Origin of the sequence: Teichococcus aestuarii (assembly GCF_042651065.1) — a bacterium.
Taxonomy (GTDB): Bacteria; Pseudomonadota; Alphaproteobacteria; order Acetobacterales; family Acetobacteraceae; genus Pseudoroseomonas; species Pseudoroseomonas aestuarii.
Map to the genome: position 1 here is coordinate 165,069 of NZ_JBHSCH010000001.1, position 26,315 is coordinate 191,383.

25 protein-coding genes and 1 tRNA gene are annotated in these 26,315 nt (G+C 71.9%); 19 read left to right on the forward strand and 7 right to left on the reverse strand.

Going from position 1 to position 26,315, the window contains the following annotated elements:
- Positions 1-289 precede the first annotated feature (289 nt).
- A complete protein-coding gene (locus ACFOY6_RS00740; RefSeq protein WP_109515402.1) occupies positions 290-958 on the forward strand; it encodes an alpha/beta hydrolase in 669 nt (222 codons plus the stop codon).
- Between the two features lie 87 nt (positions 959-1,045).
- Here ACFOY6_RS00740 and ACFOY6_RS00745 read toward each other — a convergent pair whose 3' ends face one another.
- Positions 1,046-2,062, reverse strand: a complete 1,017-nt coding sequence (locus tag ACFOY6_RS00745; RefSeq protein ID WP_379648340.1) for a serine hydrolase domain-containing protein — start codon at positions 2,060-2,062, stop codon at positions 1,046-1,048.
- A gap of 208 nt (positions 2,063-2,270) precedes the next feature.
- On the opposite strand from ACFOY6_RS00745, the gene ACFOY6_RS00750 reads away from it, so the two are divergent.
- From ACFOY6_RS00750 to ACFOY6_RS00795, 10 genes are all read left to right on the forward strand, one after another.
- Entirely contained in the window at positions 2,271-3,851 is a 1,581-nt protein-coding gene (locus ACFOY6_RS00750; protein WP_109515404.1) for an ABC transporter substrate-binding protein, read from the forward strand.
- 14 nt (positions 3,852-3,865) lie between these two features.
- Complete coding sequence (locus tag ACFOY6_RS00755) at positions 3,866-5,161, forward strand: ArgE/DapE family deacylase (protein ID WP_379648342.1); 1,296 nt, start codon at positions 3,866-3,868, stop codon at positions 5,159-5,161.
- A 76-nt stretch (positions 5,162-5,237) separates the two neighbouring features.
- Positions 5,238-6,428, forward strand: a complete 1,191-nt coding sequence (locus ACFOY6_RS00760) for a cysteine desulfurase family protein (RefSeq protein WP_379648344.1) — start codon at positions 5,238-5,240, stop codon at positions 6,426-6,428.
- Between the two features lie 9 nt (positions 6,429-6,437).
- Positions 6,438-6,764 carry a ferredoxin family 2Fe-2S iron-sulfur cluster binding protein gene (locus ACFOY6_RS00765; protein WP_379634378.1) on the forward strand — a complete coding sequence of 109 codons (327 nt, stop codon included), beginning with the start codon at positions 6,438-6,440 and terminating at the stop codon, positions 6,762-6,764.
- Positions 6,765-6,775: 11 nt separating this feature from the next.
- On the forward strand, positions 6,776-7,465 hold the full coding sequence (locus ACFOY6_RS00770) for a TenA family protein (RefSeq protein ID WP_379648346.1): 690 nt from the start codon (positions 6,776-6,778) through the stop codon (positions 7,463-7,465).
- A complete protein-coding gene (mnmA, locus tag ACFOY6_RS00775; RefSeq protein ID WP_379648348.1) occupies positions 7,462-8,568 on the forward strand; it encodes a tRNA 2-thiouridine(34) synthase MnmA in 1,107 nt (368 codons plus the stop codon). The genes ACFOY6_RS00770 and mnmA overlap by 4 nt, the downstream gene beginning before the upstream one ends.
- A gap of 49 nt (positions 8,569-8,617) precedes the next feature.
- Positions 8,618-8,694 (forward strand) — tRNA-Met (locus ACFOY6_RS00780).
- Positions 8,695-8,822: 128 nt separating this feature from the next.
- On the forward strand, positions 8,823-10,469 hold the full coding sequence (locus tag ACFOY6_RS00785; protein WP_379648350.1) for an ABC transporter substrate-binding protein: 1,647 nt from the start codon (positions 8,823-8,825) through the stop codon (positions 10,467-10,469).
- 50 nt (positions 10,470-10,519) lie between these two features.
- Positions 10,520-11,413, forward strand: coding sequence for an alpha/beta hydrolase (locus tag ACFOY6_RS00790; RefSeq protein ID WP_379648352.1), 894 nt, complete (start codon positions 10,520-10,522; stop codon positions 11,411-11,413).
- A 122-nt stretch (positions 11,414-11,535) separates the two neighbouring features.
- On the forward strand, positions 11,536-12,528 hold the full coding sequence (locus ACFOY6_RS00795) for an ATP-grasp domain-containing protein (protein WP_379648354.1): 993 nt from the start codon (positions 11,536-11,538) through the stop codon (positions 12,526-12,528).
- A gap of 30 nt (positions 12,529-12,558) precedes the next feature.
- On the opposite strand, the gene ACFOY6_RS00800 is transcribed toward ACFOY6_RS00795, so the two are convergent.
- Together ACFOY6_RS00800 and ACFOY6_RS00805 are read right to left on the reverse strand one after the other, a co-directional pair.
- Positions 12,559-15,012 (reverse strand): EAL domain-containing protein, encoded by a 2,454-nt coding sequence (locus tag ACFOY6_RS00800; RefSeq protein WP_379648356.1) that lies wholly within the window; start codon positions 15,010-15,012, stop codon positions 12,559-12,561.
- A 249-nt stretch (positions 15,013-15,261) separates the two neighbouring features.
- Positions 15,262-16,506 carry a Zn-dependent hydrolase gene (locus ACFOY6_RS00805; protein WP_379648358.1) on the reverse strand — a complete coding sequence of 415 codons (1,245 nt, stop codon included), beginning with the start codon at positions 16,504-16,506 and terminating at the stop codon, positions 15,262-15,264.
- 120 nt (positions 16,507-16,626) lie between these two features.
- Between ACFOY6_RS00805 and ACFOY6_RS00810 the strand changes: the two genes are divergently transcribed.
- The gene (locus tag ACFOY6_RS00810; RefSeq protein ID WP_109515414.1) at positions 16,627-17,415 is read left to right on the forward strand and encodes an aldolase; all 789 of its coding nucleotides are present in this window, start codon (positions 16,627-16,629) and stop codon (positions 17,413-17,415) included.
- A 46-nt stretch (positions 17,416-17,461) separates the two neighbouring features.
- A complete protein-coding gene (locus ACFOY6_RS00815) occupies positions 17,462-18,298 on the forward strand; it encodes a DMT family transporter (protein WP_379648461.1) in 837 nt (278 codons plus the stop codon).
- Positions 18,299-18,351: 53 nt separating this feature from the next.
- On the opposite strand, the gene ACFOY6_RS00820 is transcribed toward ACFOY6_RS00815, so the two are convergent.
- From ACFOY6_RS00820 to ACFOY6_RS00835, 4 genes are all read right to left on the reverse strand, one after another.
- Positions 18,352-19,125, reverse strand: a complete 774-nt coding sequence (locus tag ACFOY6_RS00820) for a methyltransferase domain-containing protein (protein WP_379648361.1) — start codon at positions 19,123-19,125, stop codon at positions 18,352-18,354.
- A complete protein-coding gene (locus ACFOY6_RS00825; protein ID WP_109515417.1) occupies positions 19,122-19,304 on the reverse strand; it encodes a hypothetical protein in 183 nt (60 codons plus the stop codon). The genes ACFOY6_RS00820 and ACFOY6_RS00825 overlap by 4 nt, the downstream gene beginning before the upstream one ends.
- Before the next feature lie 76 nt (positions 19,305-19,380).
- A complete protein-coding gene (locus ACFOY6_RS00830; RefSeq protein ID WP_379648363.1) occupies positions 19,381-20,175 on the reverse strand; it encodes a 3-hydroxybutyrate dehydrogenase in 795 nt (264 codons plus the stop codon).
- A 58-nt stretch (positions 20,176-20,233) separates the two neighbouring features.
- Positions 20,234-21,661 (reverse strand): dihydrolipoyl dehydrogenase family protein, encoded by a 1,428-nt coding sequence (locus tag ACFOY6_RS00835; protein WP_379648365.1) that lies wholly within the window; start codon positions 21,659-21,661, stop codon positions 20,234-20,236.
- Between the two features lie 383 nt (positions 21,662-22,044).
- On the opposite strand from ACFOY6_RS00835, the gene rpmH reads away from it, so the two are divergent.
- From rpmH to argB, 6 genes are all read left to right on the forward strand, one after another.
- Positions 22,045-22,179: a 50S ribosomal protein L34 gene (rpmH, locus tag ACFOY6_RS00840; RefSeq protein ID WP_099093630.1), complete on the forward strand. Its 135-nt coding sequence runs from the start codon at positions 22,045-22,047 to the stop codon at positions 22,177-22,179.
- Positions 22,180-22,208: 29 nt separating this feature from the next.
- A complete protein-coding gene (rnpA, locus tag ACFOY6_RS00845; protein ID WP_109515420.1) occupies positions 22,209-22,550 on the forward strand; it encodes a ribonuclease P protein component in 342 nt (113 codons plus the stop codon).
- A complete protein-coding gene (gene yidD, locus ACFOY6_RS00850; protein ID WP_379634357.1) occupies positions 22,547-22,882 on the forward strand; it encodes a membrane protein insertion efficiency factor YidD in 336 nt (111 codons plus the stop codon). Before rnpA ends, yidD begins: the two co-directional genes overlap by 4 nt.
- A gap of 13 nt (positions 22,883-22,895) precedes the next feature.
- Positions 22,896-24,653, forward strand: a complete 1,758-nt coding sequence (gene yidC / locus ACFOY6_RS00855; protein WP_379648367.1) for a membrane protein insertase YidC — start codon at positions 22,896-22,898, stop codon at positions 24,651-24,653.
- Positions 24,650-25,315 (forward strand): ribosome biogenesis GTP-binding protein YihA/YsxC, encoded by a 666-nt coding sequence (gene yihA, locus ACFOY6_RS00860; RefSeq protein WP_379634353.1) that lies wholly within the window; start codon positions 24,650-24,652, stop codon positions 25,313-25,315. The genes yidC and yihA overlap by 4 nt, the downstream gene beginning before the upstream one ends.
- A gap of 98 nt (positions 25,316-25,413) precedes the next feature.
- Complete coding sequence (gene argB / locus ACFOY6_RS00865) at positions 25,414-26,298, forward strand: acetylglutamate kinase (protein WP_379634351.1); 885 nt, start codon at positions 25,414-25,416, stop codon at positions 26,296-26,298.
- Positions 26,299-26,315: the final 17 nt, after the last annotated feature.

Sequence of the window (26,315 nt, forward strand, 5' to 3'; positions counted from 1 at the left end):
ATGTGTTGCCTATATTGATCGCGTCGCGGGGAGCGGAAGCCTGCCCCGGGACGACAAAGGCATGACGGACGCCAGACGCCCACGGCGCACTTGCCGTGGAGAGGGAAGCTATTGATCCCGACTGTGCGAGTCAACATTGGCCGCCGGAAGGGTGAGCCCGGTCTGTGCTGAACAGCCCCCTGTGGGGGCAGTGCCTTTGGCCGGCCCGGCCGCCCTGCGGGGACCGACGGGCCATCATGGTTTCCCAACCGGGCGCTGCCGCGCCCACCGCACTGGATGCAAGGGGACGATGCCTGAGGTGATGTTTGCCGGGCCTGATGGCCGGCTGGAGGGTCGTTACCACCACGCGAAGCAGCCCAATGCCCCTGTGGCGCTGGTGCTGCACCCGCACCCGCTGCATGGCGGGACCATGAACAACCGGGTGGTGCATGCGCTCTATACGCGCTTCCAGAATATGGGTTTCTCCACCCTGCGCTTTAACTTCCGCGGCGTGGGCCGCAGCCAGGGCCGCTACGATGGCGGCATCGGCGAGATCTCGGACGCCGCCGCGGCGCTCGACTTCCTGCAGGCGGTGAACCCGAACGCCTCGATGCTGTGGGTGGCCGGCTATTCCTTCGGCTCCTATGTCGGCATGCAGCTGCTGATGCGGCGGCCGGAGATGGGCGGCTTCGTCTCCATCTCCACCCCGGCCAGCCACTACGATTTCGGCTTCCTTGCGCCATGCCCCTGTTCCGGGCTGATCCTGCACGGGGCCGAGGACGAGCTGGTGCCGGAATCCTCCGTCCGCAAGCTGGTGGACAAGCTGAACACGCAGCGCGGCATCGCCATCGACTACCGCGTGCAGGAAGGCGCCGGGCACGTCTTCACCGCCGAACAGACGGAGAAGGTGGCCAACGCCGCCGAGGACCATGTGCGCACCATGCTGAACCGCGCCCGGATGGCCATGGCGGCCGACTGACCGCCCGGCCTCGACAACGCTGCAAAGCCCGCAAAGGGGCCGGATGGCACAAGCCTCCGGCCCCTTTTCGTTGTGGCCCGCCGGGGCTCAGGCCGCGCGCAGGGCGGGGATGAGGGCCTCCTCCATCAGCGCGTGCAGCGCGCGCGCATGGCCGCCGGCACCGCCCGAGGGCTGGTCCGGGTCCGAGGTCATGACGATGCTGGCCTCGAGCCCCGGCAGCACATGCGCCATCTGCCCGCCATAGCCCCAGGCATAGGCGCGCTCCTCGCCGCCGGGCTGGTCGAGGAACCAGCCATAGCCATGCGCGTCGCCGGTGAAGACGGAACGGGTGCGCGGTGTCCAGCAGGCCCGCACCCAGGCCTCGGGCAGCACCTCGGCACCCTGCCAGCGTCCGCCCTGGCGGTGCATCTCGGCGAAGCGCAGCAGCGCGCGGGGCGAGAGCAGCATGTCGTTGCCGCCGAAATAGATTCCCTGCGGGTCGCGCGGCCAGGGCGGGATCTCGATGCCGAGCGGCCCGCCGAGCCAGTCCCGCGCCAGCGCCAGGGTGCTGCGCCCGGTGCGCCGCGTCAGGATGGCCGAGAGCAGGTGCGAATTGCCGGTGGAATAGAGCATCGGCCCGCCCGGATCGGCCACGAAGGGGCGGGCGAGGGCGGCGCGCACCCAATCCCGGCTCGTCACCCAGGCGCCGTAATAGGGGCCGGAGGTGCGCTCCAGCCCCGCCTGCATGGACAAAAGATGGCCGATGGTGACCTGCGCCAGCCGCGGGTCGGCGTCGCGCGGCAGGCTGGCGCGCAGCAGGGGCGCGATGCGCTGCTCCGTCCCCTCCAGCACGCCGCGCGCGATGGCGGCGCCCACCAGCGCGGCGATGACCGCCTTGGAGACGGATTTCACGTTCACCGGGCGCTCCGGCGGCGGCCCGTTGAAGCGGCGCTCCAGCAGCACCGTGCCGCCGCGCGCCACGATCAGCGTGCGCAGCTGCGGCATGGCGGCCGCCTGCTCCAGCGCCGCGGCGAATGCGCCCGGTGCGGCCCTGGCCTGGCGCGCGAGCAGCAGGGCGGGCAGGGCCAGCAGGACGGAGCGGCGTGCAGCGTGGGGAGGGAGCATGCCGCCGGATATGGTCGCGCCACGCCGGGGCGGGAGGGGAGGGCGATGTATCGCATGGCGCGCCCCATCGCGGAACGCGGCCCGCGCGCGGCATGTGTCGCCCTGCGAGTTTGCAGGCGCTCACGGGAAAGTTCGCGGATGGAACGAACCGCCCTGGCTGGGTCTTGAGCGCGTGCTAGCGTCTCCGTGACAACAGGGAGACAGGACCATGATGCGTTTCGCCGCCCGTTGGGCTGCCTGCGCCACGCTGGGTTGCCTCGCCGCACTGCCTGCCGCCGCCTCGGCCAACACGCTGACCATCGCCGCGATGACCTCGCCCAGCGCGCTGGACCCGCACTACCATTCGACCAACAACAACAACATGGCGTTGCGGCAGATCTTCGATCCGCTGATCAACGAGGCGAACAACGGCAAGCTGGTGCCGGGCCTCGCCGAATCCTGGCGCGTGGTCGACGACCTGACCTGGGAGATCAAGCTCAAGCCCGGCGTGCGCTTCCACGACGGCACGCCCTTCGGGGCGGAGGATCTGGCCTTCACCTTCAACCGCGTGCCGAACGTGCCGAACAGCCCGGGGCCGTTCACGCCTTACGTGCGCAGCATCAAGTCGGTCGAGGTGGTGGACCCGGTGACGGTGCGCATCCACACGCACCAGCCCAACCCGTTCCTCGACTACGACCTGACGCGCATCATGATGCTCTCCCGCAGCATCCATGCGGATGCCACAACGGGCGGCTTCAACACCGGCAAGCTGGCGATCGGCACCGGCGCCTACCGCTATGCCGGCTTCATCCTGAACGAGCGGCTGACGCTGGAGGCCAACCCCGGTTTCCATGGCGGCAAGCCGGGCTGGGACAAGGTGGAGACGCGCTACGTCTCCAATTCCGGCGCGCGCGTCGCTGCCATCCTCGCCGGCGAGGTGGACCTGATCGACAGCGTGCCGGTGCAGGACGTGGCGCGGCTGAAGCGCGAGGCGGCCATCGAGGTCTATGGCACGGAGAGCTACGGCACCGCCTATCTCTTCCCCGACAGCGACCGCGAGAACGCCCCCTTCATCACCGACAAGCAGGGCCGCCCGCTGGCGAAGAACCCGCTGCGCGACACGCGCGTGCGCGAGGCGCTCTCGCTCGGCATCAACCGCCAGGGCATCGTGGACCGGCTGCTGGCCGGGCAGGGCGCGCCGGCCGAGCAGTTCGCGCCCCCCGCCGTGGCCGACCGCGCGCCCGGCCTGCCGCCCCTGGAGTATGACGTGGCCCGCGCGCGGAAGCTGCTGGCCGAGGCCGGCTATCCGGACGGCTTCCGCATGACCATCCACGGCCCGAACGGCTTCTTCACCAGCGATGGCGACGTGCTCCAGGCCATCGCGCAGGGCTTCAGCCGCGTCGGCGTCGAGACCCAGGTTGAGGTGCTGCCGCCGGCCAACTTCTTCACCCGCGCCACCAACCGCGACTTCGCGCTGTTCATGACCACCTACACCTCGAACCTGGCGGCCAACACGCTGCGCCAGGTGGTGATGACGCGCGACCCGGAGGCCGGCAACGGCCCCTTCAATCGCCAGCGCTACTCCAACCCGGCGCTGGACCGCCCGATCGGCGAGGCGATGCGCACCATGGACCCCGCCCGCCGCCAGGCACTGACCACCGAGGCGATGCGCGTGGCGGTGCAGGACAAGGCGGTAATCCCGGTCTTCTACCTGCGCGTCAACTGGGCCGCCCGCAAGGACCGCCTGACCTACGAGCCGAGCCCGAACTGGGACACCACCGCCCTGTTCGCCACCCCCGTCAGCCGCTGAGACCGGAGAAGATCATGCCCGAGCAATCCGTGCTGGACCGCCTGCGCCAAGCCGTCGACGCCAATTTCGACAAGGAGGTCGCCTTCCTGACCGAGCTGGTGCGCTTCCCCAGCCTGCGCGGCCGCGAGGCGCCGCTGCAGGACTGGATGGCGCGCCAGATGGCCGGCCGCGGCTATGCGGTGGACCGCTTCACCATCGCCGAGACGCCGCTGGAGGCGCATGAGAAGGCGGCGCCGATGGTCGATGTGGACCCCGCCGGCTCCGTGCAGGTGGTGGCCACGCACCGCGCCAAGGACCCCACCGGCCGCAGCCTGATCCTGCAGGGGCATATCGACGTGGTGCCGGAAGGCCCCGCCGAGATGTGGACCCACCCGCCCTATGCCGGCGTGGTGCGCGATGGCTGGCTCTATGGCCGCGGCGCCAACGACATGAAGGCGGGCGTCGCCTGCATGATCTTCGCCATGGACGCGCTGAAGGCCGCCGGGCTGGAGCCCGCCGCCGACGTGCATGTGCAGACGGTGACGGAGGAGGAGAGCACCGGCAACGGCGCGCTGGCCACCCTGGCGCGCGGCTACCGCGCCGAGGCCTGCCTGATCCCCGAGCCCACCGGCCACACCATGACGCGCGCCCATACCGGCACGCTGTGGTTCCGCATCCGCGTGCGCGGCGTGCCGGTGCATGTGGCGCAGGCGCAGACCGGCACCAACGCCATCCTCTCCGCGCTGCACATCATCCAGGCCTTGCAGCAGCACACCAAGGTGGTGAACGAGGCGGCGAAGTCCGACCGCTGGTATGCCTCCATCCAGGACCCGGTCAAGTTCAACCCCGGAATCATCCGTGGCGGCGACTGGGCCAGCTCCACCCCCTCCTGGTGCGAGGTGGATTGCCGCATCGGCCTGCTGCCCAGCACCGAGGTGAAGGATGCCATGGCGGCGGTGGAGCGCTGCATCCAGGACAGCCGCGCCGGCGACACCTTCCTGGCCAACAACCCGCCCGAGGTGACCTGGCACGGCTTCCAGGCGGACGGCTTCGTGCAGGAGCCGGGCACCGAGGCGGAGGCCATCCTCGGCGCCGTGCACCAGTCGGTGTTCGGCGAGGCGATGCAGGAGCGCATCACCACGGCGGTGAACGACACCCGCTACTATGGCCGCTACTACAACATGCCGGCGCTCTGCTACGGCCCCTCCGGCGAGGGCAACCACGGCTTCGACGAGCGCACCAACCTCGACAGCCTGCGCAAGACGACGCTGACCATCGCCGCCTTCATCGCCGACTGGTGCGGCGTGCGGGAGATCACTCCCGGCAAATAAGGTAATGTGCCGGGCGGGGCGGTGGTATTCCCGCCCCGCCCTTCCACCCTGGCGGGCGGTGGCCCATATTCGCGCCATGTCCGCACCGACCCGCCCCATCTACCTGGACAACCACGCCACCACGCCGCCCGATCCGCGCGTGCTGGCGGCCATGCGCCCCTGGTGGGAGCAGAACTTCGCCAACCCGCACAGCGTGGAGCATGCCCTCGGCCGGGCGGCGGAGGCGGCGGTGGAGGAGGCGCGTGGCCATGTGGCGGCGCTGGTCGGCGCCGAGCCGCGCGAGATCGTCTTCACCTCGGGCGCGACCGAATCCAACAACCTCGCCATCAAGGGCGCGGCCCGCTTCGCCCGGGGGCAGGGCAGCGACCGGCGCCGCATCGTCACGGTGGCGACCGAGCACAAATGCGTGCTGGAGAGCGTGCGGGACCTCGCGGCGGAGGGGTTCGAGCCGGTGGTGCTGCCGGTCGGCCCCGGCGGGCTGCTGGAGCCGGAGGCGCTGCGCGCCGCGCTGGCGGCGGCGCCGACGCTGCTGGTCTCGGTGATGGCGGTGAACAACGAGATCGGCGTGGCGCAGGACCTCGCGGCGCTGGTGCCGATCGCCAAGGCGGCGGGGGCGCTGTTCCACACCGATGCCGCCCAGGCCGCCGGGCGCATCCCGCTCGACGTGGCGGAGCTGGGCGTGGATCTGCTCTCGCTCTCCGCCCACAAGATCTACGGGCCGAAGGGGGTGGGGGCGCTCTATGTGCGGCGCCGCCCGCGCGTGCGGCTCGCGCCGCTCTTCTCGGGCGGCGGGCAGGAGCGGGGGCTGCGCTCCGGCACGCTCCCGGCGCCGCTGCTGGTGGGCTTCGGCGAGGCCGCGCGCATCGCCCGCGCCGAGGGGCTGCTGGAGCGTGGCCGCATCGCCGCCCAGCGCGCCCGCTTCCTCGCCGCTCTTTCGGAGGCGGTGCCGGGCCTCATGCTGAACGGCGACGCTTCACGTCAGGTGCCAGGCAACCTCAACATCACCTTCCCCGGCGGCGTCTCGGCCCAGGCCATGCTGGCGCGGCTGGAGGGGGTCAGCGTCTCCACCGGCTCGGCCTGTTCCTCGGCCGAGGTCGAGCCTTCCTATGTGCTGCGCGCGCTCGGCCTCACCGACTCGCAGGCGGCCGCGACCTTGCGGATCGGCATCGGGCGCTTTACTTCGCCCCCCGACGTGGACCGTGCGGCGGCCCTGCTCGCCGATGCGTGGCGCCACGCGCTTTCCGAAACCCAGGATGCGGCGGAGTAGACGACGGCGATGCCGAAGATGACGTTCATCGAGCGCGATGGTTCGCGCCGCGAGGTCGAGGCGCCGCTGGGCCTCTCGGTGCTGGAGATCGCGCACAAGCACGACGTGGACATCGAGGGTGCCTGCGAGGGCAGCCTCGCCTGCTCCACCTGCCACGTGATCGTGGACGGCGAATGGTTCGGGAAGCTCGCCGGCCCGACCGAGGACGAGGAGGACATGCTCGACCTCGCCTTCGACCTGCAGGAAACCTCCCGCCTCGGCTGCCAGCTCATCATGACCGAGGAGCTGGACGGCCTCGTCGTGAGGCTGCCCGCCGGCACCCGCAACGCGAGCTGAAGCAGAGGCCCATGTTCCCATCGCCCTACGGCGCCCCCGACGGCCTGACCAACCGGCTGCGCGAGCACTGCGCCGGGCGGTGGGATTCCTATTGCTGGCACCCCTTCGTGCAGGGGCTGGCCGAGGGCACGCTGCCGCTGCCCGCCTTCCGCCGCTACCTGGTGCAGGACTGGCTGTTCCTGATCCAGTTCGCCCGCGCCAAGGCGCTGGCCGCCTTCAAGGCTGAGAGCCTGGAGGCGATGCGCGGCAAGGCCGCCGGGCTCAACGCCCTGCTGGCCGAGATGCAGATGCACCTCCGCTACTGCGCCGATTGGGGCCTCTCGGAAGCCGATGTGCTGCGCGAGGCCGAGGCGCCGCAGACCGTCTGCTACACGCGCTGGGTGCTGGACCGCGGCATGGCGGGCGACATTCTCGACCTTGAGGTGGCGCTCGCCCCCTGCACCATCGGCTATGGCGAGATCGCGCTGCGCATCGCCGCCCATCCCGGCCGGATGCGGGAGGGCAACCCCTACCAGAGCTGGATCGACACCTACAGCGCCCCCGGCTACCAGGCGCTGGCCCGTGCCGCCGCCGAGCGGATCGACGCGCTGGGCGTGAGCCATGGCGGCGCGGCGCGCCTGCCCGTGCTCTCCGCCACCTTCGCCGAGGCCGCCCGGCTGGAATGCGACTTCTGGCAGATGGGGCTGGACGCCGCGCCATGAGGGTGCTCGTCGCCATGTCGGGGGGTGTCGATTCCTCCGTCGTCGCCGGGCTGCTGAAGGAGCAGGGGCACGAGGTGATCGGCGCCACGCTGCAGCTCTACGACCATGGCGCGGCGGTGGAGAAGAAGGGCGCCTGCTGCGCCGGCCAGGACATCCACGACGCGCGCGACGTGGCGGACCGCCTCGGCATCCCGCACTACGTGCTGGACCGGGAGAGCCGCTTCCGCGACGCGGTGATCGAGGATTTCGCGAGCGCCTACGCCCGCGGCGAGACGCCCATCCCCTGCGTGCGCTGCAACCAGACGGTGAAGTTCCAGGACCTGTTCCTGCTGGCGCGCGATCTCGGTGCCGAGGCGCTGGCCACCGGCCACTACGTGCGGCGGGTGGAGGGGCCGGACGGCCCCGAGCTGCGCCGCGCCGCCGACCCGGCGCGGGACCAGTCCTATTTCCTTTTCGCCACCACGCCGGAGCAACTGGCCTTCAGCCGCTTCCCGCTCGGCGGCTACGCTTCCAAGGCCGAGGTGCGGGCGGAGGCGGTGCGGCTCGGCCTCGCCGTCGCCGAGAAGCCGGACAGCCAGGACATCTGCTTCGTGCCCAAGGGCAGCTACCACGAGGTGGTGGCCAAGCTGCGCCCCGAGGCCGCCGAGCCCGGCACCATCGAGCACGCGGATGGAAGGGTACTCGGCACCCACCAGGGAATCGCGCGCTACACGGTGGGGCAGGGGCGGGGCCTGGGCATGGCCTCGCGCGATGGCGAGGAGCCGCTCTATGTCACCGCCCTCGATGCGCCGCGCCGCCGCGTGGTCGTGGCGCCCCGCGGCGCCCTGGCCTCGGAGCATGTGCTGGCCGGCGACGTGAACTGGCTGGTGGCGCCGCCCACGGCGCCGCTGGCGTGCCAGGTGAAGCTGCGCGCCCGCGAGGTGCCGCAGCCCGCGACCGCCGTGTGGGACGCCGCCACTGGCCTGCTGCGCGTGCGCCTGGCGGCGCCGGCCATCGCCGCGCCGGGCCAGGGCTGTGTGCTCTACGATGGCGACCGGGTGCTCGGCGGCGGCTTCATCCGCCGCAACGAAGAGGCGATTGACAGCGCCGGCGAGGCCGCCTAAATCGCGCGCCACCCGGGCAGCGCCACACGGCGACGGCTCGGATCTCTGCGGTGGTGTAGCTCAGCTGGTTAGAGCACGGCACTCATAATGCCGGGGTCGGCGGTTCAAGTCCGCCCACCACTACCAACAGGAAACGGGGCGCTGGCGGAAAGCCGGCGCCCCGTTTTTTCTTGCGTGGTTTTCTTGTCCGGCCACCCTGGTCCGCCCCGCCATTCGGTGCTTTTTCTGGCTCGTCATCTGCCAGGAGAAGCGCCATGCCCGGTTTCCGTCACGCCCTGAACAGCGGGGCCGCGCGCCTCGCCCTGCTGCCGGCCCTGGCGCTGGGCGGATTCCTGGCCGCGCCCACCACGCAGGCGCAGACGCTGCGCGTGGCCCTCTCCGCCGAGACCACCTCGGCCGACCCGCACAACTACGCGCTCACGCCCAACAACACGCTGCGCCGGCACGTCTTCGAATCCCTCACCGCGCTGGATGCCGATCTGCGCGTGCAGCCCGCCCTCGCCACGCGATGGGAGCGGGAGGACGACCTCACCTGGCGCTTCCACCTGCGCGAGGGCGTGCGCTTCCACAACGGCGCGCCCTTCGGCGCGGAGGATGTGGTGTTCAGCTTCTGCCGCGTGCTGAACAACGAATCCGAGGTGGTGCAGTCCTATTCCCGCCTCGTGCGGCCCATCGCCGCGCTGGAGGTGGTGGATTCGCACACGCTGCGCCTGCGCACCCGCGCGCCGGAGCCGCTGCTGCTGAACGACCTCTCGAATGTCGCCATCCTGCCCCGCACCCTCGTGGGCGGCGCGGCCATGGATTTCGCCGCCGGGGAGAAGTGCGGGCATGAGGGCGCCTGGCCCTCCGCCGCGCAGTTCAACGATGGCAGCGCCGCCATCGGCACCGGCCCCTACCGGCTGCGCAGCTACAGCCGCGCCGGCGCCATCGAGCTGGAGCGCAATGACGGGCATTGGGGCGCGAAGCCGCACTGGCAGGCGGTGCGTCTCACCCCCGTCACCGCCGCCGGGCCGCGCCTGGCCGGGCTGCTGGCCGGCGACCACGACCTGATCGAGAGCCCCGCCACCGGCGACCTGCCGCGCCTGCGCGAGAACCCCGGCTTCGCGCTCTCCACCAAGCCCACCACGCGGCTGATCTTCCTGCAGCTCGACACCGCCCGCAGCCCCAGCCCCTTCGTCAATGGCGGGCAGGGCGAGAACCCGCTGCGCGACGCGCGGGTGCGGCAGGCCCTCTCGCTCGCCATCGACCGCAAGGCGGTGCAGGAGCGGGTGATGGACGGCGTCGCCACCCCCGCCGGGCAGTACCTGCCTGAGGGCATGGCCGGCACCATCCCCGGCCTGCCCGTGCTGCCCCACGACCCCGCCCGCGCCCGTGCCCTGCTGGCCGAGGCCGGCTATCCGAACGGCTTCGCGCTCACCTTCCACGCCACCAACAACCGCTACATCAACGATGCCCGGCTGGCGCAGGTGGTGGCGCAGTTCTGGCAGCGCATCGGCGTGAAGGTGGAGCTGGACGCCATGCCGAGCTCCGTCTTCTTCGGCCGGCGCGGCAAGCGGGAGTTCAGCGTCTCCATGGGCGGCTGGTCGGCCGACGCCGCCGAGACGCTGATGTTCTTCCGCTCCTGGCTGATGACCACCGACCGCGAGCGCGGCCTCGGCACCAGCAACTATGGCGGCTGGTCCGAGCCGCGCTTCGACGGCCCGGCGATGCGCGCCATGGCCACCATGGACGAGGCGGCGCGCGCCGGCCTGCTGCGCGAGGCGAGCCAGGTCGCGGTGGAGCAGATGCCCGTCATCCCGGTGCATTTCGAGAACGCCGTCTGGGCCTTCCGCAAGGGCCTCGCCTATGGCGGCCGGGTGGACCAGAGCACCTCGGCCATGGAGGTGACGGCGGCGCCGTGAGGCCCCGCGCCACCCCGCCCGCCTTGTCTCCGCAGCCCCAGGATACCGACATGCCGTTCCAGGACACCCTCGCCCAGGCCCTCGCCGCGCCGGGCCGCCAGGCCATCCCCTTCACCGACGCGGCGGGCGACGCCACCCGCCCGCTGGTGCTGCACACCTACCGCCCGCAGGGCTTCACGCCGGACAGCCCGGTGGTGCTGGTGCAGCACGGCATGGACCGCAATGGCGACGAGTACCGCGACTTCTGGATCGAGGCCGCCGAGCGGCACAGCCTGCTGATCGTGGCCCCCACCTTCAGCAACGAGGCCTATCCGGGCGCCGAGCTCTACAACAACGGCCATGTGCTCGGCGCGGAGGGGCAGGTGCGGCCGCGCGCGGAATGGGGCTATGCGGTGCCGGCGCGGGTGTTCGGCCTGCTGCGCGCGGCCGGCGTCACGCGGCGGGAGAAGGCGCGGCTGTTCGGCCATTCGGCGGGCGGGCAGTTCGGCCATCGCCTGCTGGCCACCCAGCCGCACGAGGCCTTCGAGGCCGTCGCGGTCGGCAACCCCGGCTGGTACACCCTGCCGGTGCTGGAGCAGCCCTTCCCCGAGGGGCTGGGCGGCATCGGGCTGGACGAGGCGGCGCTGCGGCGCCTGCTGGCCTATCCGCTGCTGATCCTGGCCGGCAAGCAGGACACCGAGACCTCCGGCCCCAGCCTGCCCGCCCAGCCCGCCGCCGTGGCGCAGGGGCCGCACCGCTTCGCCCGCGCGCACAACTACCTCCGCGCCGGGCGCGAGGCGGCGGCGCGGCTTGGCATGGAGTGCCGGTGGCAGCTCGTGGACGTGCCGCATATCGGGCATGACGGCGCCGCAATGTCCCGCGTCTGCGCCAGCCTCTGGTTCGAGGGGCGGCTGCCGGAGGAGGCGCTGCTGGCGGCATGGGGCGGCAAGGCCGGCGCGCTCTGAGCCGGCCACCCCGCCCATAGGGGGGCGGACGCGGGAAGCCGCGAGGGAATATGGGTGTTTGACAAATACCACCATTCTATGTGGTATATTGCTTCAAGCACCATTCCCCGAGGGGTATCGTCATGTCCAGAATTCACGTCATCCACGAGAACCCCCTCTGGCTGCCGCCGCTGGCGGAAGCCTTCGACCGGATCGGCCTGCCCTGGGCGGAGATGGACCTCTCGCGCGGCACCTTCGACCTCTCCGAACCACCGCCGGAGGGCGTGTTTTACAACCGGATGAGCGCCTCCTCGCACACGCGCGGGCACCGCTACGCCGCCGAGCTGACGGCCGGCGTGCTCGCCTGGCTGGCGCGGCATGGCCGCCGCGTGGTGAACGGCTCCGCCGCGCTGGACCTGGAAGTGAGCAAGGCACGCCAGTATGCGGCGCTGGAGCAGGCCGGGCTGACCATCCCCCGCACCGTCATGGTGCAGGACGACGCCGCGGCGCTGGTCGAGGCCGCGCGCCGGCACTTCGCGCCCGGCCCGGTCATCCTGAAGCCCAACCGCGGCGGCAAGGGGCTGGGCGTGCGGCTCTTCGCCTCGGTCGAGCAGCTCGCCGCACATCTGGAGGACGCCCCGGCCGACGAGGCGCCGGTGGATGGCATCTGGCTGCTGCAGGACTACATCCGCGCCCCGCGCCCGGTGATCACCCGCGCCGAGTTCGTCGGCGGCCGCTTCGTCTACGCGGTGGAGGTGGACACCACCGCCGGCTTCGAGCTGTGCCCGGCCGAGGTGTGCGCGGTCGGCGACGCCTTCTGCCCCGCCAGCCCCGCCGCCCCCTTGGCCGCCCCGGCGCCCGCGCCGCGCTTCCGCGTGCTGCCGGAGGGCATCGAGCCGGCGCTGCGCAGCCGGCTGGAGGGCTTCCTGGCGCGCAGCGGCATCGACGTGGCGGGCATCGAGTTCATCCGCGACGAGGCCGGGCAGGTGCTGGTCTACGACGTCAACACCAACACCAACTACAATGCCGGGGCCGAGGAAGCGGCGGGCCTGGCCGGCACGCCGCGCTCCGGCTCGGGCGCCCTGGCCGCCTATCTGGCCGCCGAGCTGGGCCGCAGCCAGCGCCAGGCAGCCTGAAGGCGGGCCCGGCCGCGGCCAGGCGCCCCTTCAGGGGGTGGTGGCCGCGACCGGGGCGCTGGCCTCGCCGCACAGGCCGAGGAAGGCCTCGGGCGACATCGGCCGCCCCCAGAGCCAGCCCTGGATCTCGTGGCAGCCGATGCTGCGCGCCTGCTCCAGCTCTGACTCGGTTTCCACCCCTTCCGCCACCAGCCGCAGGTCCAGCGCCTTGGCCATGGCGCCGATGGCCTGGAGGAACACCACCCCCGCCGTGTCGCGCGCCGCGTCGCGGATGAAGATGCGGTCGATCTTCAACTCGTTGATCGGCAGGTGGCGCAGGCGGGAGAGGGAGGAATAGCCCGTCCCGAAATCGTCAATCGCCACGCTGCAGCCCTGCTGCTGCAGGCTGCGCAGGTTCTCGTCCAGCAGGCCGGGACCGCCGATCAGCGCGCTTTCCGTCAGCTCGACGCCCAGCCGGTCCCCCGGCACGCCGTGGCGCGCCAGCCGCGCGATGAGCGAGGCGGCCAGGTTCTGCCGGGCGAGCTGGGTGGGGGGGAAGTTCATCGACAGGCGCTGCCCCGGCGGCAGGCGGGAGAGCAGCGGCATCACCTGCTCGAAGACGAATTCCGTCAGCGGCTGGATCAGCCCCGTCTCCTCGGCCAGCGGGATGAAGTCGTTCGGCGGGATCAGCCGGCCATCCTCGCGGCGCCAGCGCACCAGCGCCTCGCCGCCGGTCAGCCGCCGCTGGAGGGCGGTGAAGCGCGGCTGGATCTCGATGAACAGCCCGCCCTGGTCCAGCGCCCGGCGCAGCCCCTGCGCGGTGGAGAAGCGGCGGGCGGCGGTGGCCCGCATGGCGCCGACGAAGCTGCGCACGCTGCCCGGGGCCCGCTGCTTGGCGTCCAGCAGGGCGATCTCGGCGGCTTCCAGCAGCCCGTCGGCGCGGGTGTCGTCCTGCGGCGCCATGGCGATGCCGATGGTCACCGGCGGCAGGCGGAAGCTGCTGTCCGGCACCCCCTCCGGCGCCGCGCCCTCCACCGAGACGGCGATCCGCCCGGCCAGGATCTGCGCCATCTCCGGCTCCGGCGTGTCGCGCAGCAGCACGACGAAGCGGTCGGCGCCGAAGCGCGCCAGCAGGCTGTCGTGCGGCAGCACGCGGGCGATGCGCCGTGCCGCCGCGCGCAGCATCCGGTCGCCGGCGGCGAAGCCGATGGTGTTGTTCAGCGCGCTGAAATCGACGAGGTCCACCAGCAGCAGGCTGGGCCGCGTCTCCGCGCGGTCGAGCTGCTGCGCCAGCTCCTCCTTCAGGCGGCGCTGGTTCGGCAGGCCGGTCAGCTCGTCGTTGAAGGCCAGCCGCTCGATGCGCTGCTGCGCCTCGTGGATGGCGGTGTTGTCGCGGATGACGCCGATGTAGTGCGGCGTGCCGTCCAGCTCGATGCCGCTGAGACGGAGATGGATGCGCAGCATCCGTCCGTCGCGGTGCCGCACGAAGCCTTCCTGCTCCATCTCACCCGGCTGCGGCGGGCCGATCTGGCGGTGCAGGTAGGGGTCGAGGGCGAAGGCGCCATCCCCGCGCTCCTGCGGGGCGGAGAGATGGCGGATGTGGCGGCCGTGCAGCGCCTCCGCCTCCCAGCCCAGGATCTCCGCCACCTTGTGGTTGGCATAGACGATATGGCCGGATGCATCGGTCAGCACGATGCCCTCGGCAATATGGTCCACCACCGCGCGGAAGCGCTGCTCGCTCTCCGAGACGCGCAGCAGCGCCTCCTGCACCTCGGTGATGTCGCGGCCGATGGCGTGGATCTCGACCAGCCGGCCTTCCGCGTCGAAGGCGGCGATGTCGGTCCAGCGGCACCAGCCGGGGCGGCCGCCGGCGGAGCGGGCGCGCAGCGTGTAGCTGCGGAGAGGCTCGTCCGGCTTCAGCAGGGCGCGCTGGCGCAGCAGCTCGGGCCGGGCCTCCGGGTCCAGCGCCTCCAGCGCCATGCGGCCGAGCAGCGTGTGCGGCGGGAAGCCGGCCGCGCGGGCGAAGGCGGCATTGACGAAGGTGAGGGTGCTGTCCGGCAGGCAGCGATAGACCAGCGCCTCCTGCGCCGAGACCGTGTCGATCAGCAGCTGCCCGCCGGTCTGGTGGGCCATGCGGCGGCGGGCCATCTCGCCCGGGTCGATGCCATAGCCGACCAGCCACCGCGTCTGGCCCTCGCGCCCCGGCACCGGCACCACGGCGATGTCCCAGTCGCGCGGGCCGGTGGCGTGGGGCAGGCAGGCGGTGAGGTCGATGACCTCCTGGCTTTCCCAGGCACGGCGGAAATGCGCGCAGAGCTGCCCGGCCAGCGGCGGCGGGAACAACGCCTCGAGCGGACGGCAGAGGATCTGCTCGGCGGTGGACGAGGCGGCATCGAGCAGCGCCGCGTTGACCTGGGTGAAGCGGAAACTCGCGGCGAAGCGCTCGGCCACGAAGGCGGGCAGAGGGCAGCGTGCCAGGAAGTGGTGAAGATCACCAAGAGGCATGGCGACACGAGGCCTGGCTGGCGAGGAACCGGGAGGGATGCGCAGGCAGCGGTGGGCCCTCTGACCGCCGCCTATCGGCCCCTTCCGCGGCTCAGAACCGCCGGGAGGAAAGGACCCGTCCTCCTATCAACTCCACGTTATGAATGGCAAGGGCGACTCTGCGCACGAGCCCTGCCGCTTGCGGAACCGCTCCGCCAGCCATGGCCGGCGGAGCGGTTCCGCGGCAGCCCGTTCAGGGCGCCCGGCTGGTCAGAGCGCCCGGTTGGCGCGCGCCACCACCGCCTCGAACAGCACCTGGCAGCCGGCCGCCGCCTCCTCCGGCAGGATGCTCTCCGCCTCGTTGTGGGAGAGGCCGTCCTTGCAGGGGGTGAAGATCATCGCCGTCGGCACGCTGCGCGCCACATAGACGGCGTCGTGCCCGGCGCCGGAGACGATCTCCCGCGTGCTGTAGCCAAGCCGCGCCGCGCCCTGGCGGACGAGGTCGACGCAGCCGGCATCGAAGGGCTGCATCCGGATGCGGAACAGCTCGGTCAGGTCCAGCGTGCAGCCATTGGCCTCAGCCAGCGCCTTCGCCTCGGCCGGGAAGGTGGCGGCCAGCCCCTCGATCTGCACGTCGTCCGGATGGCGGAACTCGATGGAGAAGCGCACCTCGCCCGGCACCACGTTGCGGCTGTTGGGCAGCACGTGCAGCTGGCCCACCGTGCCGCGGCCATCCTCGCCGCGCTCGCGCATCAGCGCGTCCACCCGCTCGATGACGCGCGCCGCGGCCAGCAGCGCGTCGCGCCGGGCGGAGGGGGGCGTGGTGCCGGCATGGGCGTCCTGCCCGGTGATCACCGCGTCGTACCAGACCTGCGCCTGGGCGCCGGTGACGATGCCGATCTGCTTGCCTTCGCGCTCCAGGATCGGGCCCTGCTCGATATGCAGCTCGAAATAGGCGTCGGCGGGGAAGGGCTCCGCCGGGTGCTCGCCCTTGTAGCCGATCCGCTCCAGCGCCTCGCCGACGCTGACGCCCTCCACATCCTTCAGCCCATACACCTTCTCCAGCGAATAGATGCCGGCCCAGGCGCCGCTGCCCATCAATGAATGGCCGAAGCGGCTGCCTTCCTCGTCGGTCCAGTTGACCAGCTCGATCGGTGCGTCGGTCTGGATGTTGAGGTCGTGCAGGGTGCGCATCACCTCGAGCCCGGCGATGACGCCGAGCGCGCCGTCGAACTTGCCGCCCGAGGGCTGGCTGTCGAGGTGGCTGCCCATCAGCACCGGCTTGCGGGCGGGGTCGCGCCCCTCGCGGCGGGCAAACATGTTGCCGATGGCATCGACGCGCACGGTCAGGCCCAGCGCCTCGCACCATTCGGTGAAGCGCTGGCGGCCGGCCTTGTCCACCTCCGTCAGGGTCAGCCGCTTGACGCCGCCCTTCGGCGTGGCGCCGATCTCGGCCATCGCCATCAGGCTGTCCCACAGGCGCTTGGCATCGATCCGCTGGTTGGTGCCCGACATCGGCATAATTCCCTTCATAACCGGCCGGCATCTTGCCGCCTGCCGGCCACTCTGCAAGCCTGCCGGAGCGGCACCGATGGCAGCATCGATGCCGGATGCCGCCGCGGAGAGAGACGAACCATGGCCCATGCCCTCGGCGCCCCCGGCGCCCCCGCCATCCTGCGCAACTCCGACCTCGACGCCGACGCGGTGCGGCAGGCGCGGGTGGACCTCGCCGCCTGCTTCCGCATGGCGGCGCGGCTCGGCCTGCACGAGGGGATCTGCAACCACCTCAGCGCCATGGTGCCGGGGCGGGAGGATCTGTTCCTGGTCAACCCCTATGGCCAGGCCTTCGCCGAGATCACCGCCTCCAGCCTGCTGGTCTGCGACTTCCACGGCAATGTGGTGGCGGGGCAGGGCACGCCGGAGGCCACGGCCTTCTACATCCACGCCCGGCTGCACATGAAGCACCCGCGCGCCCGTGCCGCCTTCCACACCCACATGCCCAACGCCACCGCGCTCTCCATGCTGGAGGGGCCGCCGCTGGTCTGGGCCGGGCAGACGGCGCTGAAGTTCTACGGCCGCACCGCCATCGACGAGGATTACAACGGCCTGGCGCTGGACGAGGCGGAGGGCGACCGCATCGCCGCCGCCATGGGCGAGGCGGACATCGTCTTCATGAAGAACCATGGCGTGATGGTGGTGGGCCCGACCATCGCCGAGGCATGGGACGACCTCTACTACCTGGAGCGCGCCTGCGAGGTGCAGCGCCTGGCCCTCTCCACCGGCCGCACGCTGAAGCCGGTGGCGCCCGAGCTGGCGCAGCGCACCTACGCGCAGATGCGCGAGGGCGACCGCGAGAGCGCCCGGCTGCACCTGGAGAGCATCAAGCGCATCCTGGCGCGGGAGGAACCGGGCTATCTCGCCTGAGCCCGCGGGCGAGGCCGCCCGGCAGCGCCGCGCGGGCTTCCTGTGCCTGGCCGTCACCGCCCTCGGCTGGGGGCTGACCTGGCCGATCCTGAAAGCGGTGATCCAGGAGCTGCCACCGCTCACCGCGCGCGGCCTGGGCGGGCTGCTGGCGGCGCTGGGGCTGGCGCTGCTGGCCCGCGCGCTTGGCTGGCCGCTCGCCGTGCCGGCCTCCGAGCGGCGGGCGCTGCTGGGCTTCGGGCTGCTCAATGTCAGCGCCTGGATGGGCTTCTCCACCCTCGGCCTGCTCTGGCTCGGTGCCGGCGAGGCGGCGGTGGTGGCCTACACCATGCCCGTCTGGGCGGCGATGCTGGCCTGGCCGCTGCTAGGCGAACGGCCGACGCTGCGCCGCGTGCTGGCGCTGCTGCTGGGCCTGGCCGGCGTGGCCGTGCTGATGGGCGGCGGCCTGCCGGGAGGGGCGGGCAAGACGCCCGGGCTGGTGCTGCTGCTGGCCGCCGCGCTGTGCTTCGCGCTCGGCGCGGTGATGAGCAAGCGGCGGCCGCTGGCGCTGCACCCCGTGGCGGCGGTGGTGTGGCAGGTGGCGCTGGGCACGGTGCCGATCCTCGGCCTCTCCTTCCTGCTGGAGCGGCCGGACTGGAGCCGCCCCGGCCTCATCGGCTGGGGCGGGGTGCTCTACATGGCGGCGGTGCCGCTCTCGCTCTGCTACCTCACCTGGTTCGGCGCGCTGCGGCGGCTGCCGGCTAACACGGCGGCCATGGGCACGCTGGCCACGCCGCTGATCGGCATGTTGGCCAGCGCCGCCCTGCTGGGCGAGCCATTGGGCTGGCGGCAGGGCGTGGCCGTGGCGCTCACCCTCTCCGGCGTGGTGCTGGCGCTGCGAGGGTAAAATTCCCATGCCACTGCAGGAACGGCGCGCAAAACGCTGTTCCTGAAAGATTACTACATTGAGGCCAGAAGGAAGAACCGGCGGAAGGGCAGCAGCACGGTGCCATCCGCCTGGGTGGGGTAATGCGGGCGCAGCGCCTCGCCATAGGCGGCCAGGAAGTCGGGCCGCTCGGCTTCGTCCAGCGCGTCCAGATAGGGGCGCAGGCTGCTGCCCATGGCCCATTGCACCACCGGGTCGGCGCCCTGCAGCACATGGACGTATTCGGTGAACCACATCTCCAGCCTGGCCACCCGCGGCCGCAGCAGGTTGTAGTAGTCGCCGGCCGACAGGATGGGCGGCGCCGAGGAGACGCCGCGCAGCCGCTCCGCCCAGCGTCCCTGACGGGCAATCTGGTCCTGCAGGGCGCGCAGCGGCGCGTCGTGCATGGCCGGCATCTGCACCGCCAGCGTGCCACCCGGCGCCAGCGTGCCGAGCAGGCGGGGGAACAGGCCCGCATGGTCCGGCAGCCAGTGCAGCGCGGCGTTGGAGAACAGCACGTCCACCGGCCCGGGCGGCGCCCAGCGGGCGATGTCGGCCTGGTGCGTGGCGAAGCCGGCCTCCGCCGCGCGGGCCAGCATGGCCGCCGAGCCATCCACGCCGGAGATGGTGGCGCCCGGGAAGCGCGCCGCCAGCAGCGGCAGCGCGTTGCCCGCGCCGCAGCCGAGATCGACCACCTGCACCGCGCCCGGATGGTCCAGCCGGGCGATCAGGTCGATGGCGGGGCGCAGGCGCTCGTCGGAGAAGCGGAGATACTGGGTGGGGTCCCACCCCTCGCGGTCACCGTTCATCGCAGGGTCCTGTCGAAGTGCCGTTTCACCAGCAGCAGGCCATAGGCGATCGCACCGATGAAGAGGGCGATGCCGATATGCTGGGTGGTGATCAGCGGCGTGTTGCTGCGGGCGATCAACAGCCCCATCAGGGCCAGGATGGCCACCCCAACGAGGCGCATAACGTCACTGAAGATCATCCACTAACTCCTTGATCTTCAAAAATGTCTCGAAGCAAGGGTGGGCCGGGGAAACCCCCGGTCCCGGCACCGTGGTTCAGGCCGCCGACCACCCGCCATCGATCGATAGCGCCGCGCCGTTGATGCTGCCGCTGTCCGGTCCGCAGACATAGAGCGCCATGCGCGCCACTTCCTCCACCTCAACCCAGCGCTTGCTGGGCTGCTTGGCGAAGAGGTGGTCGTTCAGCGCGGATTCCTCGCTGATGCCGTTCTTCTCGGCCAGGGCGCCGACCTGCTTCTCCGCCAGCGGCGTGCGGACGAAGCCGGGGCAGATGGCGTTGCAGGTGACGCCGCCACGGGCGATCTCCAGCGCCACCGTCTTGGTCATGCCCACCACCCCGTGCTTGGCCGCCACATAGGCCACCTTCTCCGGCGAGGCGACGAGGCCGTGGATGGAGGCGATGTTGACGATGCGGCCCCAGCCCCGCGCCTTCATCCCCGGCAGCAGCGCCTTGATGGTGTGGAAATTGGCCGAGAGGTTGATCGCGATGATCGCGTTCCACTTGTCGTCCGGGAAGTCCTCCACCGGGCTGGTGAACTGGATGCCGGCATTGTTCACCAGGATGTCCACCTGGCCGAGCACCTTCTCCGCCTCGGCGCACATGGCACGGAGCTGGGCGGGGTCGGACAGGTCGGCGGGCGAATGCTCGGGCTCGGGGCCGTTGCCGGCCTTGGCCACGGCGCGCCGGGCGTTGGCGATGTCCTCGGCGCTGCCGAAGCCGTTCAGCATGACGCGCGCGCCCGCCGCCGCCAGCATCGTGGCGATGCCGAGGCCGATGCCGCTGGTGGAGCCGGTGATCAGGGCGGTGCGCCCGGCGAGGGTCTGTTCCATGCGAGAGGCTTTCCTGTTCCTGTGGCGGAGGGTGAGCGGCGGAGGCGGCGCCGGGCGGTCAGCGCAGGCGCGCGGCCAGCCCCGACCAGAGGCGGGCGAAGCCGCCCGCCGGCTGCGGGGTGGAGACCATCGCGGCGGCACGCCGGGCGGCCTCCGCGCGGGTGGCGTGGGGCAGCATGGCCTCGGCCAGGGCGGAGAGGGGCAGCTTCCGCCCCATCATCAGCCCCAGCACCGCCGCCACCTCGCCCGCGCCGGCGCCGACGATGCCGGCGCCGAGCAGGCGGCCCGACCCGTCCAGCACCAGCTTCACCTGGCCCTCGGTGTCGCCCTCGGCGATGGCGCGGGGATTCTGGGCGAAGGGCTGGCGGGCCACCTGCACGGCATGGCCGGCGGCGCGCGCCTCCGTCTCGGTCATGCCCAGCTGCGCCAGCTCCGGCGCGGTGCGGACGAGGCGGGGCAGGGCGGCGTAGTCCAGCCGCGCCGGCAGGCGGTGCAGCATGCCGCGGGCGACCACGCGCGCGTGCTGGGCGGCGGCGTGGGTGAGGCCGCACGGCCCCAGCCCCTCGGGGTCGGCCACCGCGCCGGCGGCCCAGATCCGGCGGTTGTCCGGGCTGCGCAGGTCCCGCCCAACCGCCACGCCGCGCGGCGTGGCCCGCAGGCCGCCCGCGGCGAGGTCGAGCGCCGCCAGGCGCGGCGCATGGCCCATGGCGAAGAAGATGTGCGAGCCGCGCACCAGTGCGCCATTGTCCAGCCGCAGCGCCACGCCGTCCGGGGTACGCTCGGCATCCACGACATGGCTGTTCTCCAGCACTTCCACCCCGTCGCGCCGCAGCGCCTCCCGCACCGCCAGGCGCAGCTCGGGGTCCTCTTCGGCGAGGATGTTGGGGCGCAGCTCGATCAGCGTGACTCGGCAGCCGAGGCAGGCATGGGCCTGCGCCATCTCCACTCCCACCGTGCCGCCGCCCAGCACCAGCAGGTGGCGCGGCGCCTCCTCCAGCGCGAGCAGCGTCTCGCTGGTCAGCCAGGGCAGGTTCACCAGCCCCGGCAGGTCCGGCACCACCGGCGCCGTGCCGGTGGCGATGACGGCGCGGCGGAACCCGTAGGTGCGTCCGCCGGCCTCGATGCGGTCGGGCGCGATGAAATGCGCGCTGGCCCGCACCACCGTGACGCCCTGGCTCTCCAGCCGCTCGCCCGATTCCTGCGGCGCCGCCTGCGCGATGGCCTGCCGCACATGCCGCCGCACGCCCTGCCAGTCCACCCGGACGCCCTCCGCATGGATGCCCAGGGCGCCGCCGCCGCGCGCCTCGGCGGCGCGGCGGGCGGCGGCCAGCAGCGCCTGGGCGGGCACGCCGCCGGTGTTCAGGCACGCCCCGCCCATGCGATCGCGCTCGAACAGCACCACGTTGCGGCCGAGCGAGGCGGCGATGGCGGCCACCGAGAGGCCGGCGGCGCCGGCGCCGATGATCGCCACGTCATGGTCGGGCATGTCGGTCTCTGCTCCTCGTCTGGAAATGGGCACCCGCGCCCGGGGCGGCGCGAATCCGGGCGCCGCGCCAGGATGCGCGGCCCGCGGCGTACTGCAAGCGCCCCCGCCCTGGCGAGGGCGACCCGGAGCGGCGCCCGGGGCGCAGCGCCAGGCCTGCGGCAGAGGGCGGGGAGGCGGGTTGCGGGAGCATGTCGCGGCACAGATGGGGCCAGCGCCGCCCCGCCGGAAGGGCCGTGCGGAGCCGAGAGCGGTTGACGGGACGCGATGCGCCTCCCTATACGTCGCCACCTTCGCCGGCCGCCCCTGCGGGACGTCCGGCCTGTGCCGCAGCGGTCCTGGGAAGGGCGGCGCGGATCTGACCCTGACCAGTGGAGTAGCGCGTCGTGAAGCGTACCTATCAGCCCTCGAAGCTCGTCCGGAAGCGCCGGCATGGTTTCCGCGCCCGCATGGAGACGGTGGGCGGCCGCAACGTGCTGGCCAACCGCCGCGCCAAGGGCCGCAAGAAGCTCTCCGCCTGAGCGGCGGCGCACCCCGCGCAGCCTAGCCCATGGCCTCGCCGCCCCGACTCAAGCGGCGGCGCGAATTCCTTCGCGTCGCCGGCAAGGGCAGCCGCGCCGCAAGGCCGAGCCTGGTGTTGCAGGCCCTGCCGGGAACGGCGGGGCCGCTTCGCGTTGGCTTCACCGCCACCAAGAAGCTGGGCAACGCCGTGGTGCGCAACCGCGCCAAGCGCCGCCTGCGCGAGGCCGCCCGGCTGACCCTGGGCCGCGACGCGCCGGAAGGGTGGGACCTCGTGCTGATCGGGCGCGACGGCACCGCCGGGCGGCGCTTCGCGCTGCTGCTGGCCGACCTGCGTGGCGCGCTGCGCCAGGCCGGCGTCCTGAAGCCATGAACCGGTTGGCCGGCCACCGCCGCGCCAGCCCAGCCGCCTGGGTGCTGAAGGGCGCGGTGCGCACCTACCAGCTTACCCTGCGCGGGGTGATCGGCAGCCATTGCCGGTTCTACCCGCATTGCAGCGCCTATGCGATCGAGGCGCTGGACACCCACGGCGCGGCGCGCGGCAGCTGGCTTGCCGCGCGGCGTATCCTGCGCTGCCACCCCTGGCATCCCGGCGGCTACGACCCGGTGCCAGCGGTGACGGCGCCGGACGCGACCGAGCCGGCGCCCGACACGGCGCCGCCCCCATGCCCGCCGCCCCGCGCGGTGGCCCACACCAAGGCCTGACGGCACGGATCCGATGGACCAGAAGCGACTCTTCGCGGCGATTGCGATTTCGATCGGCATCCTGCTCGCCTTCGACCTCTGGAAGCGCGAAACCACCCCGCCGCCCGCCGATGCGCCGGCCGCGGTCTCGCAGCAGGCACCCGTGCCCGCCGCGCCGGTCGCGCCCAGCAGCCCCGGCAGCACGGATGCCCAAGCGGCCGCGCAGGCCAACCGCCCGGCGCCCGAGCGGCTGCGCATCGACAGCCCGCGCCTCTCCGGCAGCTTGCTGCTGCGCGGCGCGCGGCTCGACGACCTGGTGCTGAAGGACTACCGCGAGACGGTGGCCCCCGGCTCGCCGCTGGTGCGCATGTTTGCGCCGCGCGAGGAGCTGCAGCCCTATTTCGCCCAGTGGGGCTGGTCGGCCGCCGATGGCCGCACCCGCGTGCCGGATGGCGATACGGACTGGACGGCGAGCGGCGGCCCGCTGGCGCCCGACAGCCCGGTGACGCTCTCCTGGGAGAACGGCCAGGGCCAGACCTTCCAGATCGTGCTGAGCCTGGACCGGAACTTCATGTTCCAGGCCGAGCAGCGCGTGGTGAACAACGCCGCCGAACCGGTGCAGGTGCTGCCCTGGGCGCGCGTGCGCCGCGAGACGACGCCCCGCACGGAAGGCTTCTACATCCTGCATGAGGGCTTCGTCGGCGTGCTGAACGGCCGCCTGAACGAGCAGACCTACAGCTCCGCCAAGGAAGACGCCAACCGCGGCATCGCGCTCGAGCAGGAGACCACCGGCGGCTGGGCCGGCTTCACCGACAAGTACTGGCTCTCCGCCATCGCGCCGGTGGACACGGCGCAGCCGATGCGCGCCGCCTGGCGCCATGTGGCGGAAGGCGGGCAGGACCGCTGGCAGGTGGATTTCGCGCCGCCGTCGCCGCTCACGGTTGCAGCGGGTGCCACCGGCAGCCTGGCCACCCGGGTGTTCGCCGGCGCCAAGGAAGTGCATCTGCTGGATGCCTACCAGGACAATCTGGGCATCACGAACTTCGACAAGGCGATCGACTTCGGCTGGTTCTATTTCATGACCAAGCCGTTCTTCTACGCCCTTGATTTCCTGTTCAAGATGTTCGGCAATTTCGGTGTCGCCATCCTGGTGTTCACCGTGGCGCTGAAGCTGCTCTTCTTCCCGCTGGCCAACAAGGCCTACAAGTCCATGGCGCGGATGAAGGTGCTGACGCCGAAGATGACGGAGATCCGGGAGCGCTACAAGGACGACCCGGCCAAGGCGCAGCAGGAGATGATGGCGCTGTACCGGACGGAGAAGGTGAACCCCGCCTCCGGCTGCCTGCCCATCCTGATCCAGATCCCGGTCTTCTTCGCGCTCTACAAGGTGCTGTTCGTCACCATCGAGATGCGGCACGCGCCCTTCTTCGGCTGGATCCGCGACCTCTCGGCGCCGGACCCGACGAACCTGTTCAACCTGTTCGGGCTGATCCCGTGGGACCCGCCGGCGATGCTGCACATGCCGGTCTGGGCCATCATCATGGGCATCACCATGTTCGTGCAGCAGAAGCTGAACCCGACGCCGCCGGACCCGATCCAGGCCAAGATCTTCACCTGGATGCCGGTGATCTTCACCTTCATGCTGGCCAGCTTCCCGGCCGGGCTGGTCATCTACTGGTCCTGGAACAACCTGCTCTCGGTGGCGCAGCAATGGTACATCATGCGGCATGAGCGGGCGGCGCGGCGCCAGGAGAAGGCGCTCGCGAAGTCCGGCGCGAAGGCCAAGGGGTGAGCCCGGGCCTTCTGGAGGCGCGCGACGACGAGGAGCGCGCCGCCCTCATCGAGGCGGGGCGGCTGCTGTTCTGCCGCCCCTGCGAGTTCTACTTCGCCAGCCAGAAGCTCGAGCAGCTGCCCGAGCCGCGGCTGCCGGAGGTGGCCTTCTGCGGCCGCTCCAACGTGGGCAAGTCGTCGCTGGTGAACGCGCTGACCGGGCAAAACAGCCTGGCGCGCGTCTCCGGCACGCCGGGGCGCACCAAACAGCTCAACTTCTTCGACCTGGGCGGCCGCCTCGCGCTCGTGGACATGCCGGGCTATGGCTACGCCCAGGCCTCCCGCAGCGTGAAGGAGGACTGGCAGGGGCTGATGTTCGAATACCTGCGCGGCCGGCCCAACCTGCGCCGCGTGGTGCTGCTGCTCGATGCCCGCATCGAGACCAAGGCCTCCGACCGCGCGGCGATGGAGCTGCTGACCGACGCCGCCGTCACCTTCCAGATCGTGCTGACCAAGGCGGACAGCGCCAAGCCCTACTGGCTGCGCCAGCGGCAGGAGGAGGCGGCGGCGCTGGTGAAGGAGCACACCGCCGCGCATCCGCTGGTCATCACCACCAGCAGCGAGACGGGCGAGGGCATCCCCGAGCTGCGCGCCGAGCTGACGGCGCTGGCCGCGCCGGCCTGAGCCGGGCCGCCGGGGGCGGGGCGCCAGAGGGTGCCCCTTGACCCTCCGCCCACGCTTCCGTAAGGCGGGCCACCCACGGGACCGGACGAGCCAAGGCCATGACCGAAGAAGCGCGCAGCCAGATGGAACTCCTCGCGGAGGCGCTGCCGCTGCTGAAGCGATACGACGACCAGACCATCGTGGTGAAGTATGGCGGCCACGCCATGGGCGAGACCGCGGCGGCCGACCGCTTCGGCCGCGACATCGCGCTGCTGGAGCAGGTGGGCGTGAACCCCGTGGTGGTGCATGGCGGCGGCCCGCAGATCAACGCCATGCTGAAGCGCCTCAACGTGCAGTCCGAGTTCGTCAACGGCCTGCGCGTGACCGATGGCAATGTCGTGGATGTGGTCGAGATGGTGCTCTCCGGCACCGTCAACAAGCAGGTGGCGGATTGCATCACCCGCGCCGGGGCCATGGCGGTGGGCATCTCCGGCAAGGATGGCGGGCTGATCCGCGCGAAGAAGCTCACCCGCACCTATATCGATCCCGAGAGCAACATCGAGAAGGTGCTGGATCTCGGCTTCGTCGGCGAGCCTGAGCATGTGGACCCGCATGTGCTGGAGCTGCTGATCGGCGCGCAGATCGTGCCGGTGGTGGCACCGGTCGGGGTGGGGCCGGATGGCCAGACCTACAACATCAATGCCGACACGGCGGCCGGTGCCATTGCCGGCGCGCTGAACGCCTCCCGCCTGCTGATGCTGACGGATGTGGCCGGCGTGCTGGACGAGACCAGGACGCTGATCCCCGAGATGAGCGTGGCCGAGGCGCGCGCCGGCATCGCCGCCGGCTGGATCTCGGGCGGCATGATCCCGAAGATCGAGACCTGCATCTACGCCATCGAGAAGGGGGTGAAGGGCGCGGTGATCGTCGATGGCCGGGTGCCGCATGCCGTGCTGATTGAACTGTTCACCGAGGGCGGCGCCGGCACCCTGATCCGCCCCTGAGCGGACAGGAAAAAGGC

Coding starts and splice junctions, on each gene's coding strand:
- ACFOY6_RS00740 (WP_109515402.1), top strand. CDS start 290: ATGCCTGAGGTGATGTTTGCCGGGCCTGATGGCCGGCTGGAGGGTCGT.
- ACFOY6_RS00745 (WP_379648340.1), bottom strand. CDS start 2,062: ATGCTCCCTCCCCACGCTGCACGCCGCTCCGTCCTGCTGGCCCTGCCC.
- ACFOY6_RS00750 (WP_109515404.1), top strand. CDS start 2,271: ATGATGCGTTTCGCCGCCCGTTGGGCTGCCTGCGCCACGCTGGGTTGC.
- ACFOY6_RS00755 (WP_379648342.1), top strand. CDS start 3,866: ATGCCCGAGCAATCCGTGCTGGACCGCCTGCGCCAAGCCGTCGACGCC.
- ACFOY6_RS00760 (WP_379648344.1), top strand. CDS start 5,238: ATGTCCGCACCGACCCGCCCCATCTACCTGGACAACCACGCCACCACG.
- ACFOY6_RS00765 (WP_379634378.1), top strand. CDS start 6,438: ATGCCGAAGATGACGTTCATCGAGCGCGATGGTTCGCGCCGCGAGGTC.
- ACFOY6_RS00770 (WP_379648346.1), top strand. CDS start 6,776: ATGTTCCCATCGCCCTACGGCGCCCCCGACGGCCTGACCAACCGGCTG.
- mnmA (WP_379648348.1), top strand. CDS start 7,462: ATGAGGGTGCTCGTCGCCATGTCGGGGGGTGTCGATTCCTCCGTCGTC.
- ACFOY6_RS00785 (WP_379648350.1), top strand. CDS start 8,823: ATGCCCGGTTTCCGTCACGCCCTGAACAGCGGGGCCGCGCGCCTCGCC.
- ACFOY6_RS00790 (WP_379648352.1), top strand. CDS start 10,520: ATGCCGTTCCAGGACACCCTCGCCCAGGCCCTCGCCGCGCCGGGCCGC.
- ACFOY6_RS00795 (WP_379648354.1), top strand. CDS start 11,536: ATGTCCAGAATTCACGTCATCCACGAGAACCCCCTCTGGCTGCCGCCG.
- ACFOY6_RS00800 (WP_379648356.1), bottom strand. CDS start 15,012: ATGCCTCTTGGTGATCTTCACCACTTCCTGGCACGCTGCCCTCTGCCC.
- ACFOY6_RS00805 (WP_379648358.1), bottom strand. CDS start 16,506: ATGTCGGGCACCAACCAGCGGATCGATGCCAAGCGCCTGTGGGACAGC.
- ACFOY6_RS00810 (WP_109515414.1), top strand. CDS start 16,627: ATGGCCCATGCCCTCGGCGCCCCCGGCGCCCCCGCCATCCTGCGCAAC.
- ACFOY6_RS00820 (WP_379648361.1), bottom strand. CDS start 19,125: ATGAACGGTGACCGCGAGGGGTGGGACCCCACCCAGTATCTCCGCTTC.
- ACFOY6_RS00825 (WP_109515417.1), bottom strand. CDS start 19,304: ATGATCTTCAGTGACGTTATGCGCCTCGTTGGGGTGGCCATCCTGGCC.
- ACFOY6_RS00830 (WP_379648363.1), bottom strand. CDS start 20,175: ATGGAACAGACCCTCGCCGGGCGCACCGCCCTGATCACCGGCTCCACC.
- ACFOY6_RS00835 (WP_379648365.1), bottom strand. CDS start 21,661: ATGCCCGACCATGACGTGGCGATCATCGGCGCCGGCGCCGCCGGCCTC.
- rnpA (WP_109515420.1), top strand. CDS start 22,209: ATGGCCTCGCCGCCCCGACTCAAGCGGCGGCGCGAATTCCTTCGCGTC.
- yidD (WP_379634357.1), top strand. CDS start 22,547: ATGAACCGGTTGGCCGGCCACCGCCGCGCCAGCCCAGCCGCCTGGGTG.
- yidC (WP_379648367.1), top strand. CDS start 22,896: ATGGACCAGAAGCGACTCTTCGCGGCGATTGCGATTTCGATCGGCATC.
- argB (WP_379634351.1), top strand. CDS start 25,414: ATGACCGAAGAAGCGCGCAGCCAGATGGAACTCCTCGCGGAGGCGCTG.